Source organism: Ruminococcus sp. AM26-12LB (genome assembly GCF_003480785.1).
Taxonomy (GTDB): Bacteria; Bacillota; Clostridia; order Lachnospirales; family Lachnospiraceae; genus Blautia_A; species Blautia_A fusiformis.
Window position 1 is genome coordinate 20042 of record NZ_QUJX01000014.1, and the last position, 23522, is coordinate 43563.

Here is a 23522-nt window from a genome sequence, read left to right on the forward strand (position 1 = left end):
CCAATGAATTTAAGCTTGAAACATAAGTTAATGCTGCAATCATTGAGTCCATTGGCTTTTTTGACTATTGTACGCAATTTCAAATTTACCCCCGTCAGCGAACTTGCTGAAAATCAGTCATATTGGGGAGAATTTGTTCGCCTTAATAATGTGCTGATTGTTGTGTTTTTGTTATGTGCTACATGGATTTTAGCAGCAATCATATCTTTTATTTCTTTTACAGCCTTTAGATGGACTGATAAGAAACAAGGGTATCAGCTTTCTTCCTTCGTAGAAAAAGAGGACGCAAGTTTGAATTTCTTTATGACAATGATTATCCCGCTTTTGATTGATGATGTAGGAACGATTCAAGGAGCGGTAACATTCCTTATCATTGTGGTTATGATGTGTGCGCTGCTAAGCAAAACACATTTGTACTATGCGAATCCTGTATTGGCAATTTTAGGATACCGAGTCTATGAGATTACTTTTAAGAGCAATCCTGACTTTAATAATGAAATTTGTTTGGCTGTAGTTAAAGGCAGGTTTTTAAAAAATCCTAGTACAGTAGAATATAAAGTGATTAATGATACAGTCCTCTACATGAAGGAGATGAACAAATGACCAAGGAAGAAATTCAGGCATCGATTAAGTCGATAATGTTTTCTGGTTCAGTTTGCGGTATTGAGATATATGCCTGCCTACGCGATGAAAGTGGATACCAAACCAAAAAAATCAGAGCAACAGATAAGTTGCTTTCTAGCACAAAAGATAAGGTGGCAGGTTTTATCAATTGTACCTATCTTGCAGATGATGCCGAATTTGATACATCAGAAAATATTGCAGACAATAAGAAAGAATTTTATGAGATTAGTCTGATAGAGAACTATAGACCCTTTATTTTTCTTGATGATGCTGAAAAGCGTACGGAGTACTACTCGGAAAGCGATAGAAATAAACTGTCTGGATTTCTTTTTAGAATCAATTTGAATGACAAGTACTTTTGGGTTTATCAACATATATACTCTGTATCAAGAATTGATCGAAGTAAAAATGTTATAGCCCTATTTGTTGGTGATACATACGATGAAATTGATAGCGATATTGTGCAGATAGATTCACGAGCAGATGTAATTATCTTTTCTTCAAGTGTTGTTACGGCAAAAATGGATCTTATGCAGAGATTTTTTGGATTTGAGCAATACATACGAGCGGGGGCACAGAAGACGATTGAGATTATTCGCGATCTGGATATTGTAGATAGCCTTGAAAAGTTTGTTGCGTTTGAAAATAAAAGTAAGTTGACAAATGCAAAGAAGTTATTAAAGGCAAAAAATTCGCCTGTTTTGCAGATGAAAAAGAACGATTTGTTAGAGAATCTGAAAAAGCATTCTCGCTACAAAACTATGTTCAAGTTTGAAGAAGATCATATTGTGATTTCTTCACAAAAAGAGGCAGCGGCATTTATTAAAATGTTGAATGATGATATTGTTCGGTCTGAACTCACTGGAAAAGAATATGACAGCTCCAGCAAAATGCTTTTGGGCCCAGTGGGAGCAAGTCACTGACTGACCAATGATAGGAAAATATAGATGAGTGATAGAAGAAAAAAAGGATTCTATGTCACAGGTACTGTCAGATATAAAGCCCCATATGACGAAAAAGTTCATGACGGCTCATTGTATTAATGAGCAAGATATTCAGTCTATCAGTCCAATCTTCCTGCCCAGATATAAGAATGTGTAGCTCATGCAGGGATTGACCAACAACAAGCTGGATTTCAGAATTCAGGTAAAAGGTGTGTTCGGGACAGAAAGAAACTAACGAAGGCTAAGTGGAAAGAAACACAGCTCTGGATTTTTTCTTCACCGTCATGAGGCTCTTTTTCGGAGCTGTCTACGATTGCGAAGAAAATCTAAAAGGCATTCGCTTTTGGACGAGTTGGAAATGAGATGGGAAGATGAACAAAAGCTAAACGGCCTGAGTTCTGTGCATAGCATGGGATTCAGACAGTTTATTTTTTACCTAGCTCATAAAGTTGATTTCATTGCCGAGATATTCCTTTGTACAATGATTTTATTTGGAAATGTAGGTGCTCAACCTGCCGCTTCCTTTTTGCTCAAGTTTGCCAGCTTTGCAAAGTTCCTTAAGCAACCGGAAAGCCTTTGTTGTTTCTGCACCAATCAAATCTTCAACTTCTTTTCTTGTAACACTGCCGTTTTCCAGTGTATATTGAAGAATGAGTAATTTCTGTTCATTCAGTGAAATATCTTTGTCCGCTTTATCAGATATCCGGACATTCGTTTCCGGCTGCTCATTCCTGTTGGGAAGTGTTACGCGGAAAACACCTTTTGCCGTTTCAAACTCTGGCGGGGATGGTCAATTCTTATATGCACATTCAATTTTTTCGATTTCTGTGCCATAACTTTCAATCAATCTCATCCTGGAGAAGACAGCCGCAAGGTTCGGATTTCTCGATTATGAAACACCCAGGAAAATGGATTCCAGTTCCAGACCGGATACAAGACCTCCAAGAGAGACAAATTCGATTCTATCCTCATAGACATTAACCAGATTGCTTCCGCTGAAAGAGTAATCACGGTGAACAATGCTGTTCAGTAAAGATTCTCTGATTGCATCCTCTGGATAATCTCTTCTGTCAGTTCGATCCAGATTTGAAAAGGTTGCCTTTCCTTTCTTTTTCTTTCTTTCTCATTATAAACAAGAAAGAAAGTATACGGTAAATAGTTAGTACCGTGCTTTTCACCTAAAACCATGAGATAATCCCTTTGTAAAACTAAAAGTTTTTTAAAGGAGGATCTTATGGATAAGATCACACGTCAGGTCCGCATTGAACATTGGACCCAGATCATGAATGAATGTTTGAACAGCGGTATGAATAAAACTGAATGGTGCCGGGCTAATGGGATCTCAGACAAACAATTCTTTTACTGGCAAAGGATTCTCAGAAAAGAAGCTTTTGCTGCTTCGACATCAAAGGACCTTTCGGTTATCACAGACCCGGCAGATGAAACCAGCCCACAAAAGATTTCGTTCGCAGAGATCAGCATTCCAATAAAACAGGAGTCTGTCAGAAATGGATTCCATCCGGATATCATCCTCCGAAAAGGACCGGTCTCTGTAGAGATATCCAATTCCGTTTCAGCAGAACTCCTGTCACGTATCGGAGATATCTTTCATGCTGAATGATGCTTCCGGGTTCCGCAGGATCTATCTCGCTACCGGCTACACAGATCTGAGACGTGGTATGGAGGGGCTTGCATCCATTATCAAGTTCAATTTTCAGCTGGATCCGTATCAAAAAGATATTCTGTTCCTGTTCTGCGGAAGACGTACTGACCGCATCAAAGGGCTGGTCTGGGAAGGCGACGGCTTCCTGCTTCTATACAAAAAACTGGAGTTGGGTGCATTCAACTGGCCCCGCACAAAAGAAGAAGCATTGGAGATCACCCCAGAGCAGTACCAATATCTCATGCAGGGACTGGAAATTGTTGCACGCCATCCGATCCAGGAAGTCAGACCGGATAAGATCTTATAAGATCCTGTGCAAAACAGAGAAAATAAAAAAACATCTTCCAATCATCATAAGTCCCGAAAAAGAGTTATCCACTTTTCATAATTCCGCTGCCTTCATTTATTCAGGAGTACTTTCAGGCCCCTTTGCAGGGCTTGTGGATAAGTACTCTGAAAAGCCCGAAAAACTAATAGTTTTTTGAGTTTTTCATAGTATTCATCTATTAGTAAAAATGACGAATACCCTGTCTGCCTGATTCGCTTTTTCTTTATCTTTGCGTTACAATAGGAACATCAGGTAAAGGAGAACGGCATCCATGGCAAAAGTATATACAGAAGAAGAACTGAATAATTTCAGCAGGGAAACACTTATGGCAGTCATCCTGTCCATGCAGGATCAGATTCACCAGCTGAATACAAACATGGAGCGCCTGATCGAGCAGATCGCTGACGCAAACAATAAGCGTTACGGCCGTTCTTCCGAAAAACTGGAAACGATCTCCGGACAGCTGGAACTGGAGCTTATATTTAATGAGGCTGAAGCACTTACGGAAACACTGTATGTAGTTGAGCCTGTTGAGGAAGATGTGATACAGCCGCGTCGTAAAAATAAAGGAAAACGGGAGGCAGCTCTAAAAGATCTTCCGATTGAAGTGATCGTCCATACCCTGTCAGAAGAAAAACTCCAGGATGTCTTTGGCACAGATGGATGGAAACAGCTTCCAGACGAGATATATAAAAGGGTACGTGTGCAGCCGGCAGTCTATACTGTTGAAGAACATCATGTGGCAGTCTACGCTGGTAAGGACAACCAGACAATCATAAAAGCGGACCGTCCGAAGAATCTGCTCCGTAACAGCCTGCTCACTCCGTCACTTGCGGCAAGCATCATGAATGCCAAGTACGTAAACGGGCTTCCTCTTTACAGGATCAGCCAGGAATTCCTGCGGAATGACATCCATATCTCCAGACAGGTCATGGTAAACTGGATGATCCAGTGTGCGGACAGGTATCTGGGAATCCTTTATGACCGGCTCCATAAGGAGATGTATCAGTTTCATGTACTTCAGGCTGATGAGACTCCAGTCATGGTCACTAAGGATGGACGGCCGGTAAACAGTAAAAGTTACATGTGGATCTATCGGACCGGAAAGAGTTATGCGGATACTCCGATCATCCTGTATGAATACCAGCGAACCCGAAAAGCGGACCATCCGGAAGAATTCCTGAAGGATTTTAAAGGGATCGTAGTATGCGACGGTTACTCTGCATACAGGAAGCTGGACAGGGAAAATCCAGACATCGTCTTTGCCGGCTGCTGGTCACATGCAAGGCGCAGGTTTGCGGAGGCATTGAAAGCCCTGCCGAAAGCAGCACAGAAAAATGCGAAAGAGACTGTAGCTTACGAAGCAGTCAGCTGGATCGCAGCAATCTATCATCTGGACAACCAGATGGAGGGACAGCCTGCAAAAGTCAGAAAGATGTACCGTCAGGCCAATATCAGACCTCTTGTAGAGGCCTTCTTTGCATGGGCAAAAGAGATCCAGATTAAAAATCAGCTTTCCAGAGGAAAGACTCTGGATGGGATCAACTACTGTATCAATCAGGAAGTTTCTCTGAAAGCCTTTCTGGAAGACGGTGATATTCCTATGGATAACAATGCGACAGAAAGTGCTCTGCGTAGCTTTTGTCTCCATAAGCATACATGGAAGCTGATCGACAGTCTGGATGGCGCAAATGCCAGTGCTATTATCTACAGCATCACAGAAACGGCAAAAGCTAACAATCTGAATCCTTTTCGGTATCTTGAACATGTCCTGACTGTATTGAAGGACCACCAGGATGACAGGGAATATAGTTTTATAAATGATATCCTGCCATGGTCTGAAAAACTTCCAGCAATATGCCGGAGCAAAACAAAAGCAACTAATATTTAAAACCTTGCCGCCGGAAACGGCGGCTTAAAGTTAGAGCAGTACGGATAGTTTACCGTATACGAAAGAAAGGTCAAGGGGTGTAGAAACAAGCATTTTGTCGACCTGCAACAATTACAAGCCTCGTTGGAAAAGCAATGGGGTGTTTTTTAACCGGTTTTTTGGTGGATTCGTTTTGAGAGCAACTTTGAAATCAAATTTTGTTGCTTCGGCAATGAGCTGTTCTATCATAGAAATCTCTCTGTTGAGGTTGTAGAAGGTCTTTTGAATGAGGAAAATACAGGTTTATAGCGTTAGTGTAAACCACTCTTCTGAAGGTTAGCGATGACTTGTAACTAAAATAGCGACAAAATAAATTAAAAACTAAGATCAGTCTCTAAATAATTGATATTCTATGTGAAAGAGCGTATAATATAAGTACAAGAACAGGAGGCGATTATATGCTGGATGTAAATATGATAATTGCAAACAACATTCAGGCTGAACTGAAAAAAGAAAACAAAAAGCAGGTTGATCTGGCAGAAGGAATTGGAGTCTCCAAACAGACAATGAGCAAAATTATGAATGGTGCAAGAGCAATCAATGCGATTGAACTTCATAAGATTTCTGAATATCTGCATGTGTCGATGGATTCTCTGATGAAGATGCCAGAAAAGCCGATGGATACGAATGTGATTCATGCGTTTATGGGGCGTGTTAAAACAGAAGAAGCAAGAAAGGGAATCCGGCTTGCGGATGAACTGTCCGACATGATTCTGTTCCACACTAGGGCATGCGAGAATGGCAAAAAGATGGAGCAGCTCTGGGAGGATAAGTGATGAACAATGTTCTGAAAGATAGCCTTTTTGTAAGCCAAAACAGGAAATTTGATGAAATTCAATCTGTTGTCAGGCAGTTTTCGGCAGAGTATGTCGGTAATTCTATTATCAAAGATAATATTTTTGCTGTTATACAGAACTATGCAAGAAAGAAAGAAATTGCACTGGAACTGCTTCGTTTTCCAATTCATGATGATGAATTATGGGCATTGACTTTTTTGAAGCAGGATACGATTTTTGTGTGCGTAAATACGGCACTTCCACTATGTAAGCAGTTTTTCGCTGCGTCGCATGAATTGTACCATATCTACTGTTATGTAGAAAATGCAGACCAGAGCTATATAAAAAATGGTTCTATGCTGGATTCGGCAACAGGTGATGAAACAGGAAGAACACAGGAGGACTTGGAAGCTAATGCCTTCGCAGGTCTGCTTTTGATGCCGGATCAACTTCTCCATGAGCAAATTCTACTGTATGGAATTGATAAAGATTTGGTTTCGGTAGATTCCGTTTTGATACTTATGGATATGTTTGCTATGCCCTACAAGGCAGTTGTACTGCGCTTGTTTGAAAGTGGAAACATATCCCACCAGCAGGCTGAAAAGCTGCTGGAGATAAGTTCTGCGAATGTAATGAAAAGGGCATCACTGATAGGTAAGGCAAAGCGCTGGCAGCTTGATGGCAGGGGAACAGAATCTTTTGGCACACTCCTTGAGAAAGTTGAGTATAACAGACAGCATGAGTATCTGACAGAATCCAGAGAAAATGACGATGTGGCTTACATTACTCAACTGAAAAAAGAGTACGGTTTGGATTGAGGGGTGTCAAAGCGAAGTGAAAAAATATGCACTGCTAGATACCGATTTCATTTCCAAAACGCACTCTGTTCAAGATGGCGGCGATAATCATTTGATTGACCGGGTCATGGAATTGCCGGAATATGTGTTCTTTTGTCATGCGCAAATCGTAACAGAACTTAATCGGTATAATGCTGATGCGCCAATCTGGTTGAGCGAAAAGATTGGCGCGCAAAAGATAAAAAGCTACACGGATCAAGAAATTCTTGAAAGCCTGTCACATGTACGAGGGCCGCTGGCGTGTGCGACTTATACACAGATGTTAAAATTGGCCTGTGATGTTTTTTCTAAAGATTACTTTTCGGAACATTATCGAGCATTGGAAGATGCTGATTACACGGCGATATCGAGAGAGGATTATTTGAAAGAGCTTGAACGACTCGATATCGAAGTGGGCAAGAAAAATAATCTTGGAGAAATCAAGTCTTTTGTGCTGTTGCAGGTCTTGTCGGTGATGCTTGGGGAGCAGATTTATGTGTTCTGCTCCGATGACCGAAATGCTCGGAATGGCGCTACAAATTTTGAAGATGTTCGATGTATTAGTCTGGTATCGGTATTCTCGCGTTTGAAGGAGGAAGCAAACTGGACGTTTGAAGATGCTGAGCCGTATATTGAATCGCTCATTGCATTTTATCAAGATCATCACCAAACTACTTTCCGAGTAATGGAAGCGTCTGAGGTTAGAAGATTGCAACGGATACCATGCAGACAGGTGTTGCAGGAAATCTTTAACGGAAAATTTATTGAATTGAAAAATGGTATGTTGCGGTACAAGCGGTAAGTGAAAACAGGTTAAAGAATACCAACAATCACATGTCTAGTTGGGAAACCAGCGGAGAAAGTTATTGCAATGATAGAAGCAAAGAGTTCAGTAAAAACAGAAACATCTTAAAAAGTATACAGAGTATATTGCGAAGAAAAATCGCATATGATATAATGCTCGCAGGCAAAAAAAGAATTAAAGTATTTATAACGAAAAAAGCAAAAGCCCTCGAAGTTGCAGCTTCCAGGGCTTTCTTCTTATTTCATTTTTTATTACAGTGGACAAGGAATCATCAGGTCAGCGCTGCGCTGTTTGCAGTATAGAAGATAATTGTTGATTTTATTACGCAACAGGAATATTCAGTTAGGCTTACGCACAACAGAAAATTCTCATTCAATGCAGAAAGGGGCGGTTTTATGAAGCAGGATACACTGGAGGGTAGAGCAAAAACGAAAAACGGTGTCATTCGATTATGCTTTTCGGTGCTTTGTATTTTGTTGGAAGCAGCTTTTATCATTATCGTGATCACAAGGCTGAATGAATATGCGGAGATCGTTAATCTGCTGACTAGAGTCTTTGCAGGAATTCTGGTTCTGGCACTATATGCATCCGATCAGACCTCTTCCATGAAAATGCCGTGGATCATTCTGATACTTGTGTTTCCGATCATGGGTGTAGCACTGTATCTTCTGATTGGATTAAATGGCGGAACCCGTAAAATGCGAGAACGATATGCGGATATCGACAGAAAGCTTCTGCCGCTTCTGCCGGACAATCGGGAAAAACTGGAAAATATCAAAAACAAAATCCCCAAAGCAGGAAATATCAGTGAGTATATTTGGAAAAATGCAGGTTATCCCGTATACCAGAACACGGATATTGTTTATTATGATGAGGCGGTAAAGGGATTAGAAGCACAGTTATCAGCACTGTCAAAGGCTGAAAAGTTTATTTTTATGGAATACCATGCGATAGAGGATGCAGAGGCCTGGAAAAAGATCCAGAAAGTGCTGGAGGAGCGTGTACAGGCAGGCGTGGAAGTGCGAGTATTTTATGATGATATGGGCTCTATTGGCTTTATTAATACGGATTTTGTAAAAAAGATGGAGCGGGTCGGAATCCACTGCCGGGTATTTAATCCGTTTATGCCGGGTCTGAATGTATTTCTGAACAACCGTGATCATCGAAAAATAACCGTGATCGATGGAAAAGCAGCTTTCACAGGCGGCTATAATCTGGCAAATGAATATTTTAATTACACCAATCCCTACGGACAATGGAAGGATACCGGGATCCGTCTTGAAGGCGATGCAGTTCAGTCGCTTACAGCAACATTCCTTGAAATGTGGAATGCAGCCAATGACAGGAATAATAATGAGGATTTCAGCAAATATTTTATAAGATCAGAATATAAGGCAGCTCAGAACGGATTTGTACAGCCTTATGCAGATAGTCCAATGGATGGTGAACAGGTAGGAGAGGAAGTTTATATCAGCATGGTCAACAAAGCTGAAAAATACTGCTGGTTTATAACGCCATATCTGATCATTACGGATGAAATGACACATGCGCTGTGTCTTGCTGCAAAGAGGGGAGTTGATGTCAGGATCATTACACCGGGAATCCCGGATAAAAAAATGATTTACAGTGTTACACGTTCCTTTTATCATGGACTGGTTAAAAATGGAGTGCGGATCTATGAGTGGACACCTGGCTTCTGTCACGCCAAGATGAGCGTGGCAGATGACTGTATGGCAACCTGCGGAACCATAAATCTGGATTACAGAAGCCTTTATCATCATTTTGAAAACGGATGCTTTATGGCAGACAGTCCGGCTGTGTTATCCATAAGAAATGACCTGGAAAAAACAATGAAGGAATGTCGGGAAGTAACAGAACAATACCGGACAGGACGCAGTGCATATCTTCGTCTGGGACAGCTTTTCATGAGATTGTTTGCAGGATTATTGTAAGGAAGAGGTGTAAATCTATGTGTACAGCAGCAACGTATCAGACAAAGGATTTTTATATGGGAAGAACTCTTGACTATGAGTTTTCCTATGGGGAAGAGGTGACCATAACCCCAAGAAATTATGAGTTCGATTTCCGATATGCAGGAAAAGTAAAAACACATTATGCTCTCATAGGAATGGCGTTTGTAGCAGGAGATTATCCGCTTTATTATGATGCGGCTAATGAAAAGGGACTGGGTATGGCAGGACTTAACTTTGTGGGGAATGCGGCATATGCAGAGGAAGTGGCAGAGACAGATAAGGATCTTGTCCAGGTGGCGCAATATGAATTTATTCCATGGATCCTTACCCAGTGTGCTTCGGTGGCTGAAGCAAGGAGGATGCTTTCCAATATGGAGCTTATGGGAACACCCTTCAGTGAACAGCTTCCAACGGCACAGCTTCACTGGATGATCGCAGACAAGGAGGAATGCATCGTTGTAGAATCCATGAAAGACGGAATGCACATCTATGACGATCCTGTTGGCGTACTTACAAATAATCCTCCATTCCCCGGTCAGATGTTTGCACTTAACAATTATGCGGGTGTATCCAGAAAGCAGCCGGAAAGTACATTTGCAGGAGTGCTGGAGCTGGATCCATACAGCAGAGGAATGGGCGGAATGGGAATTCCGGGAGATCTTTCAAGCCAGTCAAGATTTGTAAAGGTTGCATTTACAAAATTAAACGCAATATCCGGAGATGGGGAAAACGAAAGTGTCAGCCAGTTTTTCCATATTTTAGGCTCTGTTGATCAGCAGCGGGGATGCTGTGAGGTATCAGAGGACGCATATGAGATCACGATCTATACTTCATGCTGCAACACGACAAAGGGAATCTATTATTATACCACATATGATAATCACCAGATAACCGCAGTAGATATGTATGCGGAAAACCTTGATTCAGACAAGCTGATCCGTTATCCGATCATATTAAACGGTGAGATCCGATGGCATAATAAATAAGAACAAGATTTTTACAGAAGATAATGGGTAGGAAGATGGAAAATTATTCAATAGTATTCAGCAGCTTAACCGGTAATACAAAAAAGCTGCCAGTCAGCCGATCGTAGTGTATACAGAGATTTGACTTTACAGCAGAGAAAAATATCAAGTATAATATTATAGCATTATTAAAAATCCCTTCCGGGAAAACAGAAAAACCACAATGATAAAGGAATATAACAAATGAGTATTTTAAATGTAGAACACCTGACCCACGGGTTTGGAGACAGAGCGATTTTCGAAGATGTATCTTTCCGGCTTCTTAAGGGAGAACACATCGGACTTGTAGGCGCTAATGGCGAAGGAAAGTCCACATTTATGAGTATCGTGACCGGAAAACTGATGCCGGATGAGGGCAAGGTAGAGTGGGCAAAAAATGTCCACGCAGGCTATCTGGATCAGCATGCAGTTCTGGAAAAGGGGATGACCATCGGCCAGGTGCTGAAATCCGCTTTTGATCCTCTTCTCAAAAAAGAAGAACGGATGAACGAGATCTGCGACAAGCTGGGAACTGCAGATCCTGACGAGATGGATGGTCTGATGGAAGAGCTTGGAACGATCCAGGACGAACTGACACTTCACGATTTTTATGCGATCGATGCCAAAGTGGAGGAGGTTGCCAGAGCTCTGGGCCTTCTGGATCTTGGGCTTGACCGTGATGTTACGGATCTAAGCGGCGGACAGCGAACCAAGGTACTTCTTGCGAAGCTTCTTCTTGAGAAGCCTGACATCCTGCTTCTGGATGAGCCTACCAACTATCTGGATGAGGAGCATATTGCATGGCTGAAAAGATATCTTCTGGATTATGAGAATGCCTTTATCCTTATCTCCCACGATATTCCCTTCCTGAATTCTGTAGTTAACATTATCTATCATATGGAAAATCAGGAACTGAACCGTTATGTAGGAGATTACGATCATTTCCAGGAGGTCTATGCGGTCAAGAAGGCACAACTGGAGGCTGCTTACCGCAAACAGCAGCAGGAGATCAGTGAGCTGAAGGATTTCGTAGCAAGGAATAAGGCCCGTGTTTCCACAAGAAACATGGCTATGTCCCGCCAGAAAAAGCTGGACAAGATGGATGTGATCGAGCTGGCAGCAGAGAAGCCGAAGCCGGAGTTCAAATTCCGTTATGGCCGAACACCAGGAAAGATGCTTTTTGAGACACATGACCTTGTGATCGGTTATGATGAGCCGCTTTCCAAGCCACTGAATTTTACTATGGAGCGAGGACAGAAGATCGCACTGGTGGGAACCAATGGAATAGGAAAAACAACACTTCTTCGAAGTCTTCTCGGACTGATCAAGCCTCTTTCCGGAAGTGTGGAGCAGGGCGAGAACCTTGAGATTGGATATTTTGAGCAGGAAGTTAAAGGTGAGAATCGAACTACCTGTATCGAAGAGCTCTGGCAGGAATTTCCGTCATTTTCCCAGTATGAAGTGCGTTCCGCGCTGGCGAAATGCGGGTTGACGACCAAGCATATTGAGAGCCAGGTACGAGTTTTAAGCGGTGGTGAGCAGGCAAAAGTGCGTCTTTGCAAGCTGGTGAACCGTGACACCAATATTCTTCTTCTGGACGAGCCTACCAATCATCTGGATGTAGATGCAAAAGACGAGCTGAAAAAAGCTCTCCGGGAATACCGCGGAAGTATCCTTCTCATCTGCCATGAACCGGAATTTTACCAGGATGTGGTAAATGAAGTCTGGGATATGAGCAAGTGGACAACCAAGATATTCTGATAATGGATATAGATATATGGCAGAAAAGACCGATATAATTCGAAAAGTACAATAAATGGGACATAAAAGATGACAGCATAAGGGCAGCAGAGTCTGCCAGACAGAATACAGAGGACAAATAAATGAAAGAAACACAATTGAAAAAATTCAGTATTGTTATGGAGGGCGGCGGTATGCGAGGCTTGTATACAGCCGGTGTGATCGATGTTCTGATGGAAAATGAGATTTACGCAGACAGTGCGGTGGGCGTATCGGCTGGAGCTGTTTTTGGATGCAATTATAAGTCCAGGCAGATCGGAAGAGTTCTTCGCTATAACAAAAAGTACTGCAAGGATAAAAGACTTGCAAGCATCCGGAACTGGATCACCACAGGAGATGTATACAGCCGGGAATTCGGATATTATGAACTGCCCTGGAAGCTGGATATTTTTGACCGTCAGACCTACGCAGAAAATCCCATGAAATTTACAGTGGTGTGTACGGACCTGGATACAGGAAAACCGGTGTATCATGAATGTCCCAACGGAGATGTGGAGGATATTGAATGGATGCGTGCGTCTGCATCGATCCCGATAGCCTCCCGACCGGTGAAGCTTGGGGGAAAGAGACTTCTGGACGGTGGTGTGTCTGATCCGATCCCGGTTAAGTGGATGCTTTCCCGGGGATACGAAAAAAACGTAGTGGTGCTTACCAGAGATGTGAAGTACCGAAAAAAAGCAAACCCGAAGATGCAGCTTTTTCTGAAAGCAGTATTACATAAATATCCGGCTTTTCTGAAGGATCTGGAGGAACGGCATATCCATTATAATGAAACACTGGAGGAACTGTCTGCTCTGGAAAAAGAGGGTCGCGTTCATATCATCCGTCCGAGCAGTCCCATCCAGGCGGCGATGATCGAGCGTGATGAGAGCAATCTGGAGCGGATCTACCAGACAGGAAGAGCAGATATGAAAAAGGATCTGGAGAAGCTGAAAGCCTACCTGGATTCCTGAATCACAGACCGAAACAAAATTCGACTTATACCCCTTTCTATGTTATGATAGTGGATATCATTACAACAGAAAGGGGTATTTTCAATGGGAGAAAAACCTCAGAATATAAAACACAGACATATAAGCCTGGGCGTGCTTGCCCATGTGGATGCAGGAAAGACGACATTATCGGAAGGCCTGCTTTTTAAATGCGGAAGGATCCGGAAAATCGGAAGAGTCGATCACAAGGATGCGTATCTGGATACTTATGAGCTTGAGAGGGAGAGAGGAATCACCATTTTTTCAAAGCAGGCAGTTTTTTCCATGGGGGATATGGAGGTGACACTTCTGGATACGCCGGGGCATGTGGATTTTTCTGCTGAGATGGAGCGTACCCTGCAGGTGCTGGATTATGCGATCCTGGTGATCAACGGAGCAGATGGTGTGCAAGGGCATACACAGACATTGTGGAGACTGCTGACACAGTATAAGATCCCAACATTTCTTTTCGTAAATAAAATGGACCAGGAAGGAACAGACAGGGAAAGACTTCTTGAGGAGCTGAAGAAGAAATTAAGCGGATGCTGTGTGGATTTTAGTGGAGAACTGGAATGCTCCGGTGCAGAAGCAGCAGGGAAAAAGGAGAATCCTGTGGATAACTCCGGGAAATCTCCGTCAGCTGAAGGAATGCAGCTGAAAGACAACGCCAGTGAAGCAGAAAAAGAGAATATATCCGGAACGCAGGGCGCTTCTGATAAAATAAATGGAACTGATGATTTTCTGGAAAATATTGCCATGTGTGAGGAGAACCTTCTGGAAAGCTTCCTGGAAACAGGAACGATCGCAAAAAAGGACGTGGCAGAGCTGATCCTGGAGCGAAAGCTTTTTCCCTGCTTCTTTGGATCTGCCCTGAAGATGGAAGGCGTAGATGCTTTTATCCATGGAATGGAGACCTACATGGCAGTACCGTCCTATCCCGCAGAATTCGGAGCCAGGATCTTTAAGATCGCCAGAGATGAGCAGGGAAACCGTCTCACTTATATGAAGATCACCGGCGGCAGCCTGAAGGTTAAGGAGACGCTGACCAATGCAGGAAGAAATGGTATTCCGGCAGAGGAGATCTGGGAGGAAAAGGCAGATCAGATCCGTATCTATTCCGGTGCAAAATTTGAAATGCTCAAAGAGGCAGAGGCAGGAACCGTCTGTGCAGTTACAGGTCTTACCGAAACATATCCGGGAGAGGGACTTGGCATTGAGGCGGATTCTGCCATGCCGGTGCTGGAACCGGTACTGAATTATCAGATCATCCTTCCGGAGGGCTGTGACGCTCACAGGATGCTGAAAAGCCTGAAGGAGCTGGAGGAGGAAGAACCGCAGCTTCATATCATGTGGGATGAGCAGCTGGGAGAGATCCACGCCATGCTGATGGGCGAGGTACAGATCGAGATCCTGAAGCATCTGATCTGGGAGCGCTTTCATGTGGCAGTAGAATTTGGGACCGGTAATATCGTATACAAAGAAACCATTGCCGCACCGGTGGAAGGCGTGGGACATTTTGAACCGCTTCGTCATTATGCGGAGGTGCATCTTCTTCTGGAACCGGGAGAGAGAGGAAGCGGACTGCAGTTTTTTACTGCGGCAAATGAAGATCAGCTGGATCGGAACTGGCAGCGGCTGATCCTGACACATCTGGAAGAAAAAGAGCATCTGGGAGTCCTTACCGGATCACCCATCACCGATATGCAGATCACACTTCTCACCGGGCGGGCACATCAGAAGCATACGGAAGGTGGAGATTTCCGGCAGGCGACCTACCGTGCTGTGCGCCAGGGCCTCAAGAAAGCGGAGACAGTTCTTCTGGAACCCTATTACAGCTTCCGACTTGAGGTTCCGGCAGAAAATGTAGGACGTGCCATGACGGATATCCAGAGGATGCAGGGAACCTTTCAGGGGCCGGAAACCCAGGGAGAGCTGTCGGTGATCACAGGAAGTGCGCCGGTGGCAAAAATGAGGGATTATCAGAGCCAGGTAGTTTCCTACACAAGAGGCAGAGGTCATCTGACCTGTACTCTGAATGGCTATGAACCCTGTCAGGATCAGGAGCAGATCGCAGAGGAGATCGGCTATGATTCCGAGAGAGATCTTGAGAATCCTACAGGCTCTGTATTCTGTGCCCATGGAGCAGGCTTCGTGGTTCCCTGGTATGAGGTAGAAGAATATATGCATCTGGAAGGAGCTCAGCTTCCGGACAGTAAGGATGCCTATGAGGATTCCGGCAACAGCTCTGCAGGAGTGCGTTCAGTTCAGGGAACAGCCAATGTCGGCCGTGGAAAATATACCTCCATGTATGGAAACTATGAAGAGGAAAAAGAACTGAAGGCAATCTTTGAGAAAACCTTTGGTCCGGTGAGCTCAAAGAAATACAGCAGTAACAGCCGAAGCTTCGGAAATCCGGAAAGCGGAAGCAGCTTTTCCGGGAAGGGAGGCAAAGATGCAGCAGATTCCGGCCTTCCGGCAAAAACCGGTCACGGCGCCTGGAGAAACAGCAGTCCGGCCATCCACAGAGAGGACTATCTGCTGGTGGACGGCTGCAATATCATATTTGCCTGGGAGGATTTAAGAGATCTGGCACAGGCAGACTTTCATGCGGCACAGTCCAGGTTAATGGATATATTAAGTGATTATCAGGGGATCAAGGGCTGCATCCTGATCCTGGTATTTGATGCCTACCGTGTGGAGGGCCATCCGGAGGAAACATTCCAGTATCATAACATTCATGTTGTCTATACAAAAGAAGCGGAAACTGCAGACCAGTATATTGAACGCACTGTCCATAAAATCGGACGGAAGCATAACGTGACAGTTGCCACATCAGACGGACTGGAGCAGATCATCATTATGGGACAGGGAGCCGCCAGGATCTCAGCGCGCGGATTCAAAGATGAGATCGTTTCCGCAAAACAGCAGATGAGAGAAGAATGGCAGGAGCACAGGGACAACAGCAAAACCTATCTCTTTGACAGTATGACACCGGAACTGAAATCTCATATGGAAGACATCCGTCTGGGAAGAAAGAAAAAAGAAGAATTATAACAAAAAATATATGCCCTCATTGTGGGCATATTTCACAAAAATAAAAAAACTTTTTGAATTCTTTTGCAAATAAATGGGAAAAGTAGTAAAATAAGGATAGAATCCTCAGTGAGAAGCTCCTTGTCTGGATATATAACCTGGCAGGGAGCTTTCATTAGAGCACAATAAGCGCCAGGATAACAAAAGAAAAGTAAAAAAATGAAAGGAAGTGGAAAAATGTTTGAAACAGGCGAATATGTTGTGTATGGTCGTACCGGCATCTGCCAGGTAACAGGAGTTACCACAATGAGGGTGGATGGTTCCTCCGGCGAGAAGCTTTATTATGTACTGAGGCCCGGAGGAGAAACAGATGGGAAGATATTTACACCGGTGGAAGGTGGAAAGCAGGTGCTTCGCGGAATCATTACGAGGGAAGAAGCGGAGAGGCTTATCGATGAGATCCCATCCATTGAGACACTGAGTATTGAGAATGAGAAATTCCGGGAGGATAGCTACAAGAAATGCATCCGTACCTGTGAATGCAGAGATCTTCTTCGGATCATCAAGACGATCTACGTCAGAAAACAGGCCAGATTATCTCATGGCAAAAAAACAACCGCTACAGACGAGCGGTATCTGAAGCTTGCAGAGGATCATCTCTATTCTGAATTTTCCATGTTACTGGATATCCCCAAAGAACATATGGCAGATTATATTGAACAGCGAGTACACCAGCAGAAGGAAGCCGAAGAACAGGTATGCGCTGTTTGACAAAGCAGAGCGTATCTGCTATGGTATTTCCGGTAACCTTCCAGAAATCCTGTATCTGTGACAGAAGCTTCACAGGAAGTGGAGAACAGATCCAGGATCAGTCTGAATGTTATAAAGAAAAGGAGATGCCAGAGAAATGAGAGAACAGCTTACCCGCAAGGATGTTGAAAAAATAGAGCAGGAGATCGAACACCGTAAACTGGTAGTACGTAAGGAAGCCATTGAGGCGGTCAAGGAGGCACGTGCCCAGGGAGACTTAAGTGAGAACTTTGAGTATTATGCAGCCAAGAAGCATAAGAATCAGAACGAGAGCCGCATCCGTTATCTGGAGAGGATGCTGAAGACGGCATCCATTGTATCCGATGCTTCCAGATCTGACGAAGTGGGAATGGACGATATCGTGGAAGTTCTTTTTGAAGAAGATAATGAGGTGGAGAAGTACAAGCTGGTTACTTCCATCCGCGGAAATTCCATGGAAAACCGTATCAGTATTGAATCGCCTATCGGCAAGGCACTGCGCGGTCATCGTGTAGGAGACCGGGTGGAAGTAAAGGTCAATGATGATTACAGCTATTACCTTGTAATAAAATCCATCGACAAGACCGGATCTGAGGATGAGGAGATCCGCGGATTCTGATCACAGATCGCAGGGCAGCTCTGCTCATGAGCATGCAGCTCAGCGGAATGAGAATGTCCGCAGCACAAAACACATCATAAGGATAAAAACCACTGTACAATATATAGGACAGAGAGATCCTGACGGGAAATCGGTTTCCCGTAACAGGATCCTCTGTTTTATTTTTTTTACACAGATTTTACATTCCAGTGGGGAAAATTTTACAATAGGCCGCTATTATGAAAATCGTTGAAATGAGAAAAAAGGAAATCAAACATATCAAAAAGAGAAAGTGAAGGAGAGTATTATGGACTTTTTCAGCGTACTGGCATTGCTTGGCGGACTTGCTATTTTCCTTTATGGAATGAACTTAATGGGAGACGGGCTTGCGAAGGTTGCAGGCGGAAAGCTTGAGCGGATCCTGGAGACACTTACCTCCAATCCCATCAGAGCCGTTCTTCTTGGACTGGGTGTGACTGCAGTGATCCAGTCATCCTCGGCAACTACCGTTATGGTCGTTGGTTTTGTAAACTCGGGAATCATGAAGCTGTCCCAGGTTGTGGGAATCATCATGGGTGCCAATATCGGTACTACCGTAACCTCATGGATCTTAAGTCTTACAGGTATCCAGAGTGATAACTTTATTATCCAGCTTTTTAAGCCGACGTCATTTTCACCGATCCTGGCACTGATCGGCGTGGTTCTGATCATGTTTACAAAAAGCCAGAAGAAAAAGGACGTGGGAGCGATCTTTGTAGGCTTTGCGATCCTGATGTATGGAATGAATGCCATGAGCGGAGCTGTGGAACCTCTTGCAGAGGTACCGGAGTTTACCGGAATGCTGGTGAAATTCTCCAATCCGATCCTTGGAGTTGTGGCCGGAGCAGTGCTGACAGCGATCATTCAGTCGTCCTCCGCATCGGTTGGTATCCTCCAGGCACTGTGCCTTACCGGAATGGTACCGTTCAGTGCAGCACTTCCTATTATCATGGGACAGAATATCGGTACCTGTATCACCGCGATCCTTTCAGCCATCGGAGCCAGCAAAAACGCAAAACGTGCGGCTATGGTCCATCTGTATTTCAATCTGATCGGAACCATGCTGTTCATGGCAGTATTTTATGCGATAAATGCAGCAGTACATTTTTCATTTATGGCACAGGCAGCGACTCCGGCCGGGATCGCGATCCTGCACAGTGCCTTCAATATCACGGCAACTCTTGTTCTTCTTCCGTTTGGAAAGGCTCTGGAGAAGCTTGCCTGTCTTACTATCCGCGACAGGAAGGAAGAGGAGGAGAAGGTGGCAGCAGATCCGGATTTCATGATCCTGGAAAGCCGTTTTCTGGAGAAACCTGCATTTGCAGTTGAGCAGAGCAGGAATGCAGCGAAAAAAATGGCAGAGGATTCTCACAGAACTCTGTTTACCGCCCTGGATCTTCTGAAGAATTTCAGCACAGAAGGAAAGGCTCTGGTGGAAGAAGCAGAGAAAAAGGTAGACCGTTATGAGGATGAACTTGGAACCTATCTTGTAAAACTGAACCAGAAGGATCTTTCCGTTCATGACAGTCACAGCGTTTCCATCATGCTCCACTGTATCGGTGATTTCGAGAGGATTTCCGATCACGGTGTGAACATCATGGAATCCGCACAGGAGCTTTATGAAAAAGGCCTGAAGTTTTCGGATAAGGCGCTGGAAGAGTTACGTGTCATGGAGCATGCGGTGGAAGACATTGTAGATATTGCTTACAAGGTTTACGAAAATCAGGATGTGCAGCTTGCGAGAGAGATCGAGCCACTGGAGGAAGTGATCGATGAACTCAGCAAGGAACTGAAGTACCGGCATATCCAGAGACTTCGCGCCGGAGAATGTACCATTGAAATGGGATTCATCCTGTCCGATGTGACTACCAGCCTGGAGCGTGTGGCAGATCACTGTTCCAATATCGGTGTTTGTGTGACACAGGTTCATGAAGATGCTTTTGATACACATCAGCACCTGAAGCAGATCAAACATGGGCCGGACGAAACCTTCTACCGTGCGCTGGAGGTGATCCGGAGTCAGTATCAGCTTCCGGAAATAAAGGATGAGCCGGCGGCAGCCCAGATGGCAGCGGTACGCAGCCAATAAAAAGATATCGAAATAATGCTATGCCCTGGTTATCTGTATCAGCAGACGGCCAGGGCTTGTGCAGTAAAAAGAAAGCAGTTATACTGAAGGCATGGAACAGAAAAGACCAGACGATTATGAAGTGCCAACGGCAAAAAAACGAACAGAGAGGATATAGAATGATCTACTGTGTGGAAGATGAGAGAAATATCAGAGAGCTTCTTGTCTATACCCTGGAGACAACAGGCTTTGAGGCAGAAGGTTTTGAAACCGGGGCAGAACTTGACACAGCCATGAAAAAAAATCTGCCGGAACTGATCCTGCTGGATATCATGCTCCCGGGTGAAGATGGGTATAATATTTTGAAACGACTGAAAAGTGACACCAGGACCCGGGATATCCCGGTGATCATGGTCACAGCCAAAGAAGCGGAGTTTGACAAGGTAAAAGGTCTGGAGGGCGGCGCAGATGATTACATCACCAAGCCCTTCGGGATGATGGAATTTGTAGCCAGGGTCAAAGCGGTCCTTCGGCGCTGCGCAAGGCAGAGCGAAGAGAGGGAACTGCACTGTAAGGGTCTTCGTGTCAATGTGTCCCGTCACGAAGTCAGCTATCAGGGTGAGGTGAAGGAGCTGACAAGAAAGGAATTCGAGCTTCTGGAATATCTTATGGAGAACAAAGGACTGGTCATGTCCAGAAACCAGATCCTGTGCCATGTGTGGGGCTATGATTTTGACGGAGAAACAAGGACTGTAGATGTTCATGTACGGACTCTCCGACAAAAGTTGGGAGAAGCCGGAAATTTGATCGAGACAGTGCGTGGCGTGGGATACCGGATCGGAGATCATGTATGAAAAAGAAAATTCTGCATCATACAAGCATTATGATCATTTTTGCTGTTCTTGTCACGTTTCTGGCAGCAAGTGTGATCACCTACAATAAATTAAACACATACATGCAGCGGGGAGTCCGTGAGGAAGCGCAGTATATCTGCCTTGCCATGGATGAGTATGGAGACTCCTTTCTCACAAAAAAGCTTCGGACAGTATCATCAAGTCGTGTGACTCTCATCCGTAAAGACGGAACCGTTCTCTACGATTCTGAGAACTCTCCGAAAAAACTGGCAAATCACAGTGATCGTCCGGAATTTATACAGGCAGAAAAAAATGGAAAAAGCGAAAGTATCCGTTATTCAGAAACCTTTGCAAAAAAGACCTTTTATTATGCGGTGAAGCTGGATGACGGAAACGTGCTCCGTGTAGGAAAAACCGTAGACTCCATATATTCCACATGGATCTCAAGTCTTGCTGTGCTGGGACTTCTGATGCTCCTGGTACTGATCCTGGAGTTTGTTTTTGCACAGAGACAGACCAGAGAGCTGATCCGTCCGGTCAACGATCTGGATCTGGAGCATCCGCTGAACAATGTGTGCTATGAGGAGCTGCGTCCCCTTCTTGTGCGGGTGGATGAACAGAACCGGCAGATCCGGCAGCAGGTAAAAGAACTGAAGGAGGCAGAGGAGATCCGGAAGGAATTTTCTGCAAATGTTTCCCATGAGCTGAAGACCCCGCTGATGTCCATTTCCGGTTATGCGGAGCTTATGATGAACGGCATGGTTCCGGCAGATCATATACAGGAATTTTCCGGAAGGATCTACCATGAATCAATAAGACTTTCCAATCTGGTAGCGGATATCATCCAGCTTTCCAGACTGGATGAAAGCAACAGTGAGGTTCCTTTTGAAGAGGTGGATCTTTATGAGCTTGCGGAAGACGTAAGAAATAATCTCAGACATCCTGCCGGAAAGAAAAATATTTTCCTTGAGCTTGCCGGAAGTGCAGAGAAGATCAAGGGTGTCCGCCATGTACTCTATGAGATGCTTTTTAATATTGCAGACAATGCAGTTCGCTATACAGAACAGAATGGTCATGTGCGGATCATGGTAGGCAACCGGAAAGGGCATCCGTTCTACTGTGTGGCAGATGACGGGATCGGAATCCCGAAAAGTGAACAGGGAAGGATCTTTGAGCGCTTTTACCGGGTAGACAAAAGCCATTCCAGACAGACCGGCGGAACAGGTCTGGGGCTTTCCATTGTGAAGCATGGAGCAACGCTTCATCATGCACAGATCAACGTGGAAAGTGAACAGGGAGTTGGAACCAGGATGGAGATCGTTTTCCCGGAGAATACTTCTGACCGAAAATAAACTGAAAATAATCAGTAGGATTTCACGGTGAAGTGTAGTATAATAAAAAAAGGTTCAAAGGCCGGTCGGATGAGAATCTGACCGGCTTAAAATATGTATGGGAAAAAATCCCTGTATTTCTAAAAATCAGGAGGAACAAAATTATGAAAGAGCCGGTTCTGGTAGTAATGGCAGCAGGAATGGGAAGCCGCTACGGCGGACTGAAACAGATCGATCCTGTAGATCAGGAAGGTCATATCATCATGGATTTTTCCATTTATGATGCCGTACGTGCAGGCTTTAAGAAAGTGATATTCATCATAAAAAAAGAGAATGAACAGGATTTCCGCGATGCCATTGGCGACCGCTTAAGTGACAAGGTGGAGATCGTTTATGTGTATCAGGATCTCAACAACATCCCGGAAGGCTTCCAGGTTCCGGAAGGCCGTGTGAAGCCATGGGGAACCGGACATGCGGTATTAAGCTGTGCCGGAGAGATCGACGGACCGTTTGTGGTGATCAATGCAGATGATTATTATGGAACCCATGCCTTTAAGATGGCGTATGATTTCCTGATCCAGGCCCAGGAGGACACCGTACCTGCCCAGTATATGATGGTAGGCTACCGTCTTGAGAATACCCTGACAGACAATGGCTACGTTTCCAGAGGTGTCTGTGAGACAGATGAAAATGGATATCTTGCAGATATCAATGAGCGAACACACATTGAGAAACGTGACGGCGGAGCAGCCTACACAGAGGACGATGGAAAAACCTGGACAAGTCTCCCGGGAGAGACTCCGGTATCCATGAACATGTGGGGATTCACCGGCGGATTTATGAAAGAGCTGGTAAAACGCTTCCCGGTATTCCTTGAAAAGAGCATCCCGGAAAATCCTCTGAAATGCGAATATTTCCTTCCGTTTGTAGTTGACGAGCTCCTCCAGGAAAAAAAGGCAGCAGTCAGGGTCCTTACCACACAGGATAAATGGTACGGAGTGACCTATAAAGAGGACAAACCGGTAGTGGTAGCCGCGATCCAGAATCTGAAGGATCAGGGACTTTATCCGCAGGGACTCTGGGATTAAGTAGTAAACCTGGTTTTCTGCTATTGTGGAAACAAAGGAACAGTGCTAAAATAAACAGGAACAGTTAG

Annotated in this window: 21 protein-coding genes; all 21 read left to right on the top strand. The window is 44.3% G+C overall.

The features are described 5' to 3' along the window. The first annotated feature begins 3 nt into the window (after positions 1-3). The 21 genes from DW694_RS11485 (at position 4) to DW694_RS11590 (ending at position 23454) form a co-directional block, all read left to right on the top strand. A complete protein-coding gene (locus tag DW694_RS11485; protein ID WP_110104169.1) occupies positions 4-603 on the top strand; it encodes a hypothetical protein in 600 nt (199 codons plus the stop codon). Then, positions 600-1547, top strand: coding sequence for a DUF4868 domain-containing protein (locus tag DW694_RS11490; RefSeq protein ID WP_110104168.1), 948 nt, complete (start codon positions 600-602; stop codon positions 1545-1547). The genes DW694_RS11485 and DW694_RS11490 overlap by 4 nt, the downstream gene beginning before the upstream one ends. A 379-nt stretch (positions 1548-1926) precedes the next feature. Continuing rightward, positions 1927-2226 (top strand): hypothetical protein, encoded by a 300-nt coding sequence (locus DW694_RS11500; RefSeq protein WP_110104167.1) that lies wholly within the window; start codon positions 1927-1929, stop codon positions 2224-2226. Between the two features lie 576 nt (positions 2227-2802). Further along, entirely contained in the window at positions 2803-3189 is a 387-nt protein-coding gene (locus DW694_RS11505) for a hypothetical protein (protein WP_059085448.1), read from the top strand. Next, positions 3179-3538, top strand: coding sequence for an IS66 family insertion sequence element accessory protein TnpB (gene tnpB / locus DW694_RS11510; RefSeq protein ID WP_118368676.1), 360 nt, complete (start codon positions 3179-3181; stop codon positions 3536-3538). The genes DW694_RS11505 and tnpB overlap by 11 nt, the downstream gene beginning before the upstream one ends. A gap of 292 nt (positions 3539-3830) precedes the next feature. Continuing rightward, a complete protein-coding gene (locus DW694_RS11515; protein ID WP_118753035.1) occupies positions 3831-5450 on the top strand; it encodes an IS66 family transposase in 1620 nt (539 codons plus the stop codon). Positions 5451-5887: 437 nt separating this feature from the next. Beyond that, complete coding sequence (locus DW694_RS11520) at positions 5888-6265, top strand: helix-turn-helix transcriptional regulator (RefSeq protein ID WP_015527351.1); 378 nt, start codon at positions 5888-5890, stop codon at positions 6263-6265. Continuing rightward, positions 6265-7083, top strand: coding sequence for an ImmA/IrrE family metallo-endopeptidase (locus DW694_RS11525; protein WP_021652250.1), 819 nt, complete (start codon positions 6265-6267; stop codon positions 7081-7083). Before DW694_RS11520 ends, DW694_RS11525 begins: the two co-directional genes overlap by 1 nt. 16 nt (positions 7084-7099) lie before the next feature. After that, entirely contained in the window at positions 7100-7903 is an 804-nt protein-coding gene (locus DW694_RS11530) for a hypothetical protein (protein WP_021652251.1), read from the top strand. Positions 7904-8301: 398 nt separating this feature from the next. Further along, entirely contained in the window at positions 8302-9858 is a 1557-nt protein-coding gene (cls, locus tag DW694_RS11540) for a cardiolipin synthase (protein WP_118753036.1), read from the top strand. A gap of 17 nt (positions 9859-9875) precedes the next feature. Then, complete coding sequence (bsh, locus tag DW694_RS11545; protein ID WP_118368677.1) at positions 9876-10865, top strand: choloylglycine hydrolase; 990 nt, start codon at positions 9876-9878, stop codon at positions 10863-10865. A gap of 222 nt (positions 10866-11087) precedes the next feature. After that, positions 11088-12644 (top strand): ABC-F family ATP-binding cassette domain-containing protein, encoded by a 1557-nt coding sequence (locus DW694_RS11550; RefSeq protein ID WP_021652255.1) that lies wholly within the window; start codon positions 11088-11090, stop codon positions 12642-12644. 122 nt (positions 12645-12766) lie between these two features. Next, positions 12767-13636, top strand: coding sequence for a patatin family protein (locus DW694_RS11555; RefSeq protein WP_092068663.1), 870 nt, complete (start codon positions 12767-12769; stop codon positions 13634-13636). An 84-nt stretch (positions 13637-13720) separates the two neighbouring features. Beyond that, positions 13721-16708 carry a TetM/TetW/TetO/TetS family tetracycline resistance ribosomal protection protein gene (locus tag DW694_RS11560; RefSeq protein ID WP_118753037.1) on the top strand — a complete coding sequence of 996 codons (2988 nt, stop codon included), beginning with the start codon at positions 13721-13723 and terminating at the stop codon, positions 16706-16708. Positions 16709-16924: 216 nt separating this feature from the next. Next, positions 16925-17458 carry a CarD family transcriptional regulator gene (locus DW694_RS11565; protein WP_022427065.1) on the top strand — a complete coding sequence of 178 codons (534 nt, stop codon included), beginning with the start codon at positions 16925-16927 and terminating at the stop codon, positions 17456-17458. Continuing rightward, complete coding sequence (locus DW694_RS16965; protein WP_015527341.1) at positions 17446-17598, top strand: hypothetical protein; 153 nt, start codon at positions 17446-17448, stop codon at positions 17596-17598. The genes DW694_RS11565 and DW694_RS16965 overlap by 13 nt, the downstream gene beginning before the upstream one ends. Next, the gene (greA, locus tag DW694_RS11570; RefSeq protein ID WP_015527340.1) at positions 17595-18095 is read left to right on the top strand and encodes a transcription elongation factor GreA; all 501 of its coding nucleotides are present in this window, start codon (positions 17595-17597) and stop codon (positions 18093-18095) included. The genes DW694_RS16965 and greA overlap by 4 nt, the downstream gene beginning before the upstream one ends. 286 nt (positions 18096-18381) lie before the next feature. Beyond that, on the top strand, positions 18382-20202 hold the full coding sequence (locus DW694_RS11575; protein ID WP_118753038.1) for a Na/Pi cotransporter family protein: 1821 nt from the start codon (positions 18382-18384) through the stop codon (positions 20200-20202). Between the two features lie 158 nt (positions 20203-20360). Then, entirely contained in the window at positions 20361-21035 is a 675-nt protein-coding gene (locus tag DW694_RS11580; protein ID WP_118368681.1) for a response regulator transcription factor, read from the top strand. Then, complete coding sequence (locus DW694_RS11585) at positions 21032-22387, top strand: ATP-binding protein (RefSeq protein WP_092068654.1); 1356 nt, start codon at positions 21032-21034, stop codon at positions 22385-22387. Before DW694_RS11580 ends, DW694_RS11585 begins: the two co-directional genes overlap by 4 nt. A 143-nt stretch (positions 22388-22530) precedes the next feature. Next, a complete protein-coding gene (locus tag DW694_RS11590) occupies positions 22531-23454 on the top strand; it encodes a sugar phosphate nucleotidyltransferase (RefSeq protein WP_118753039.1) in 924 nt (307 codons plus the stop codon). Positions 23455-23522: the final 68 nt, after the last annotated feature.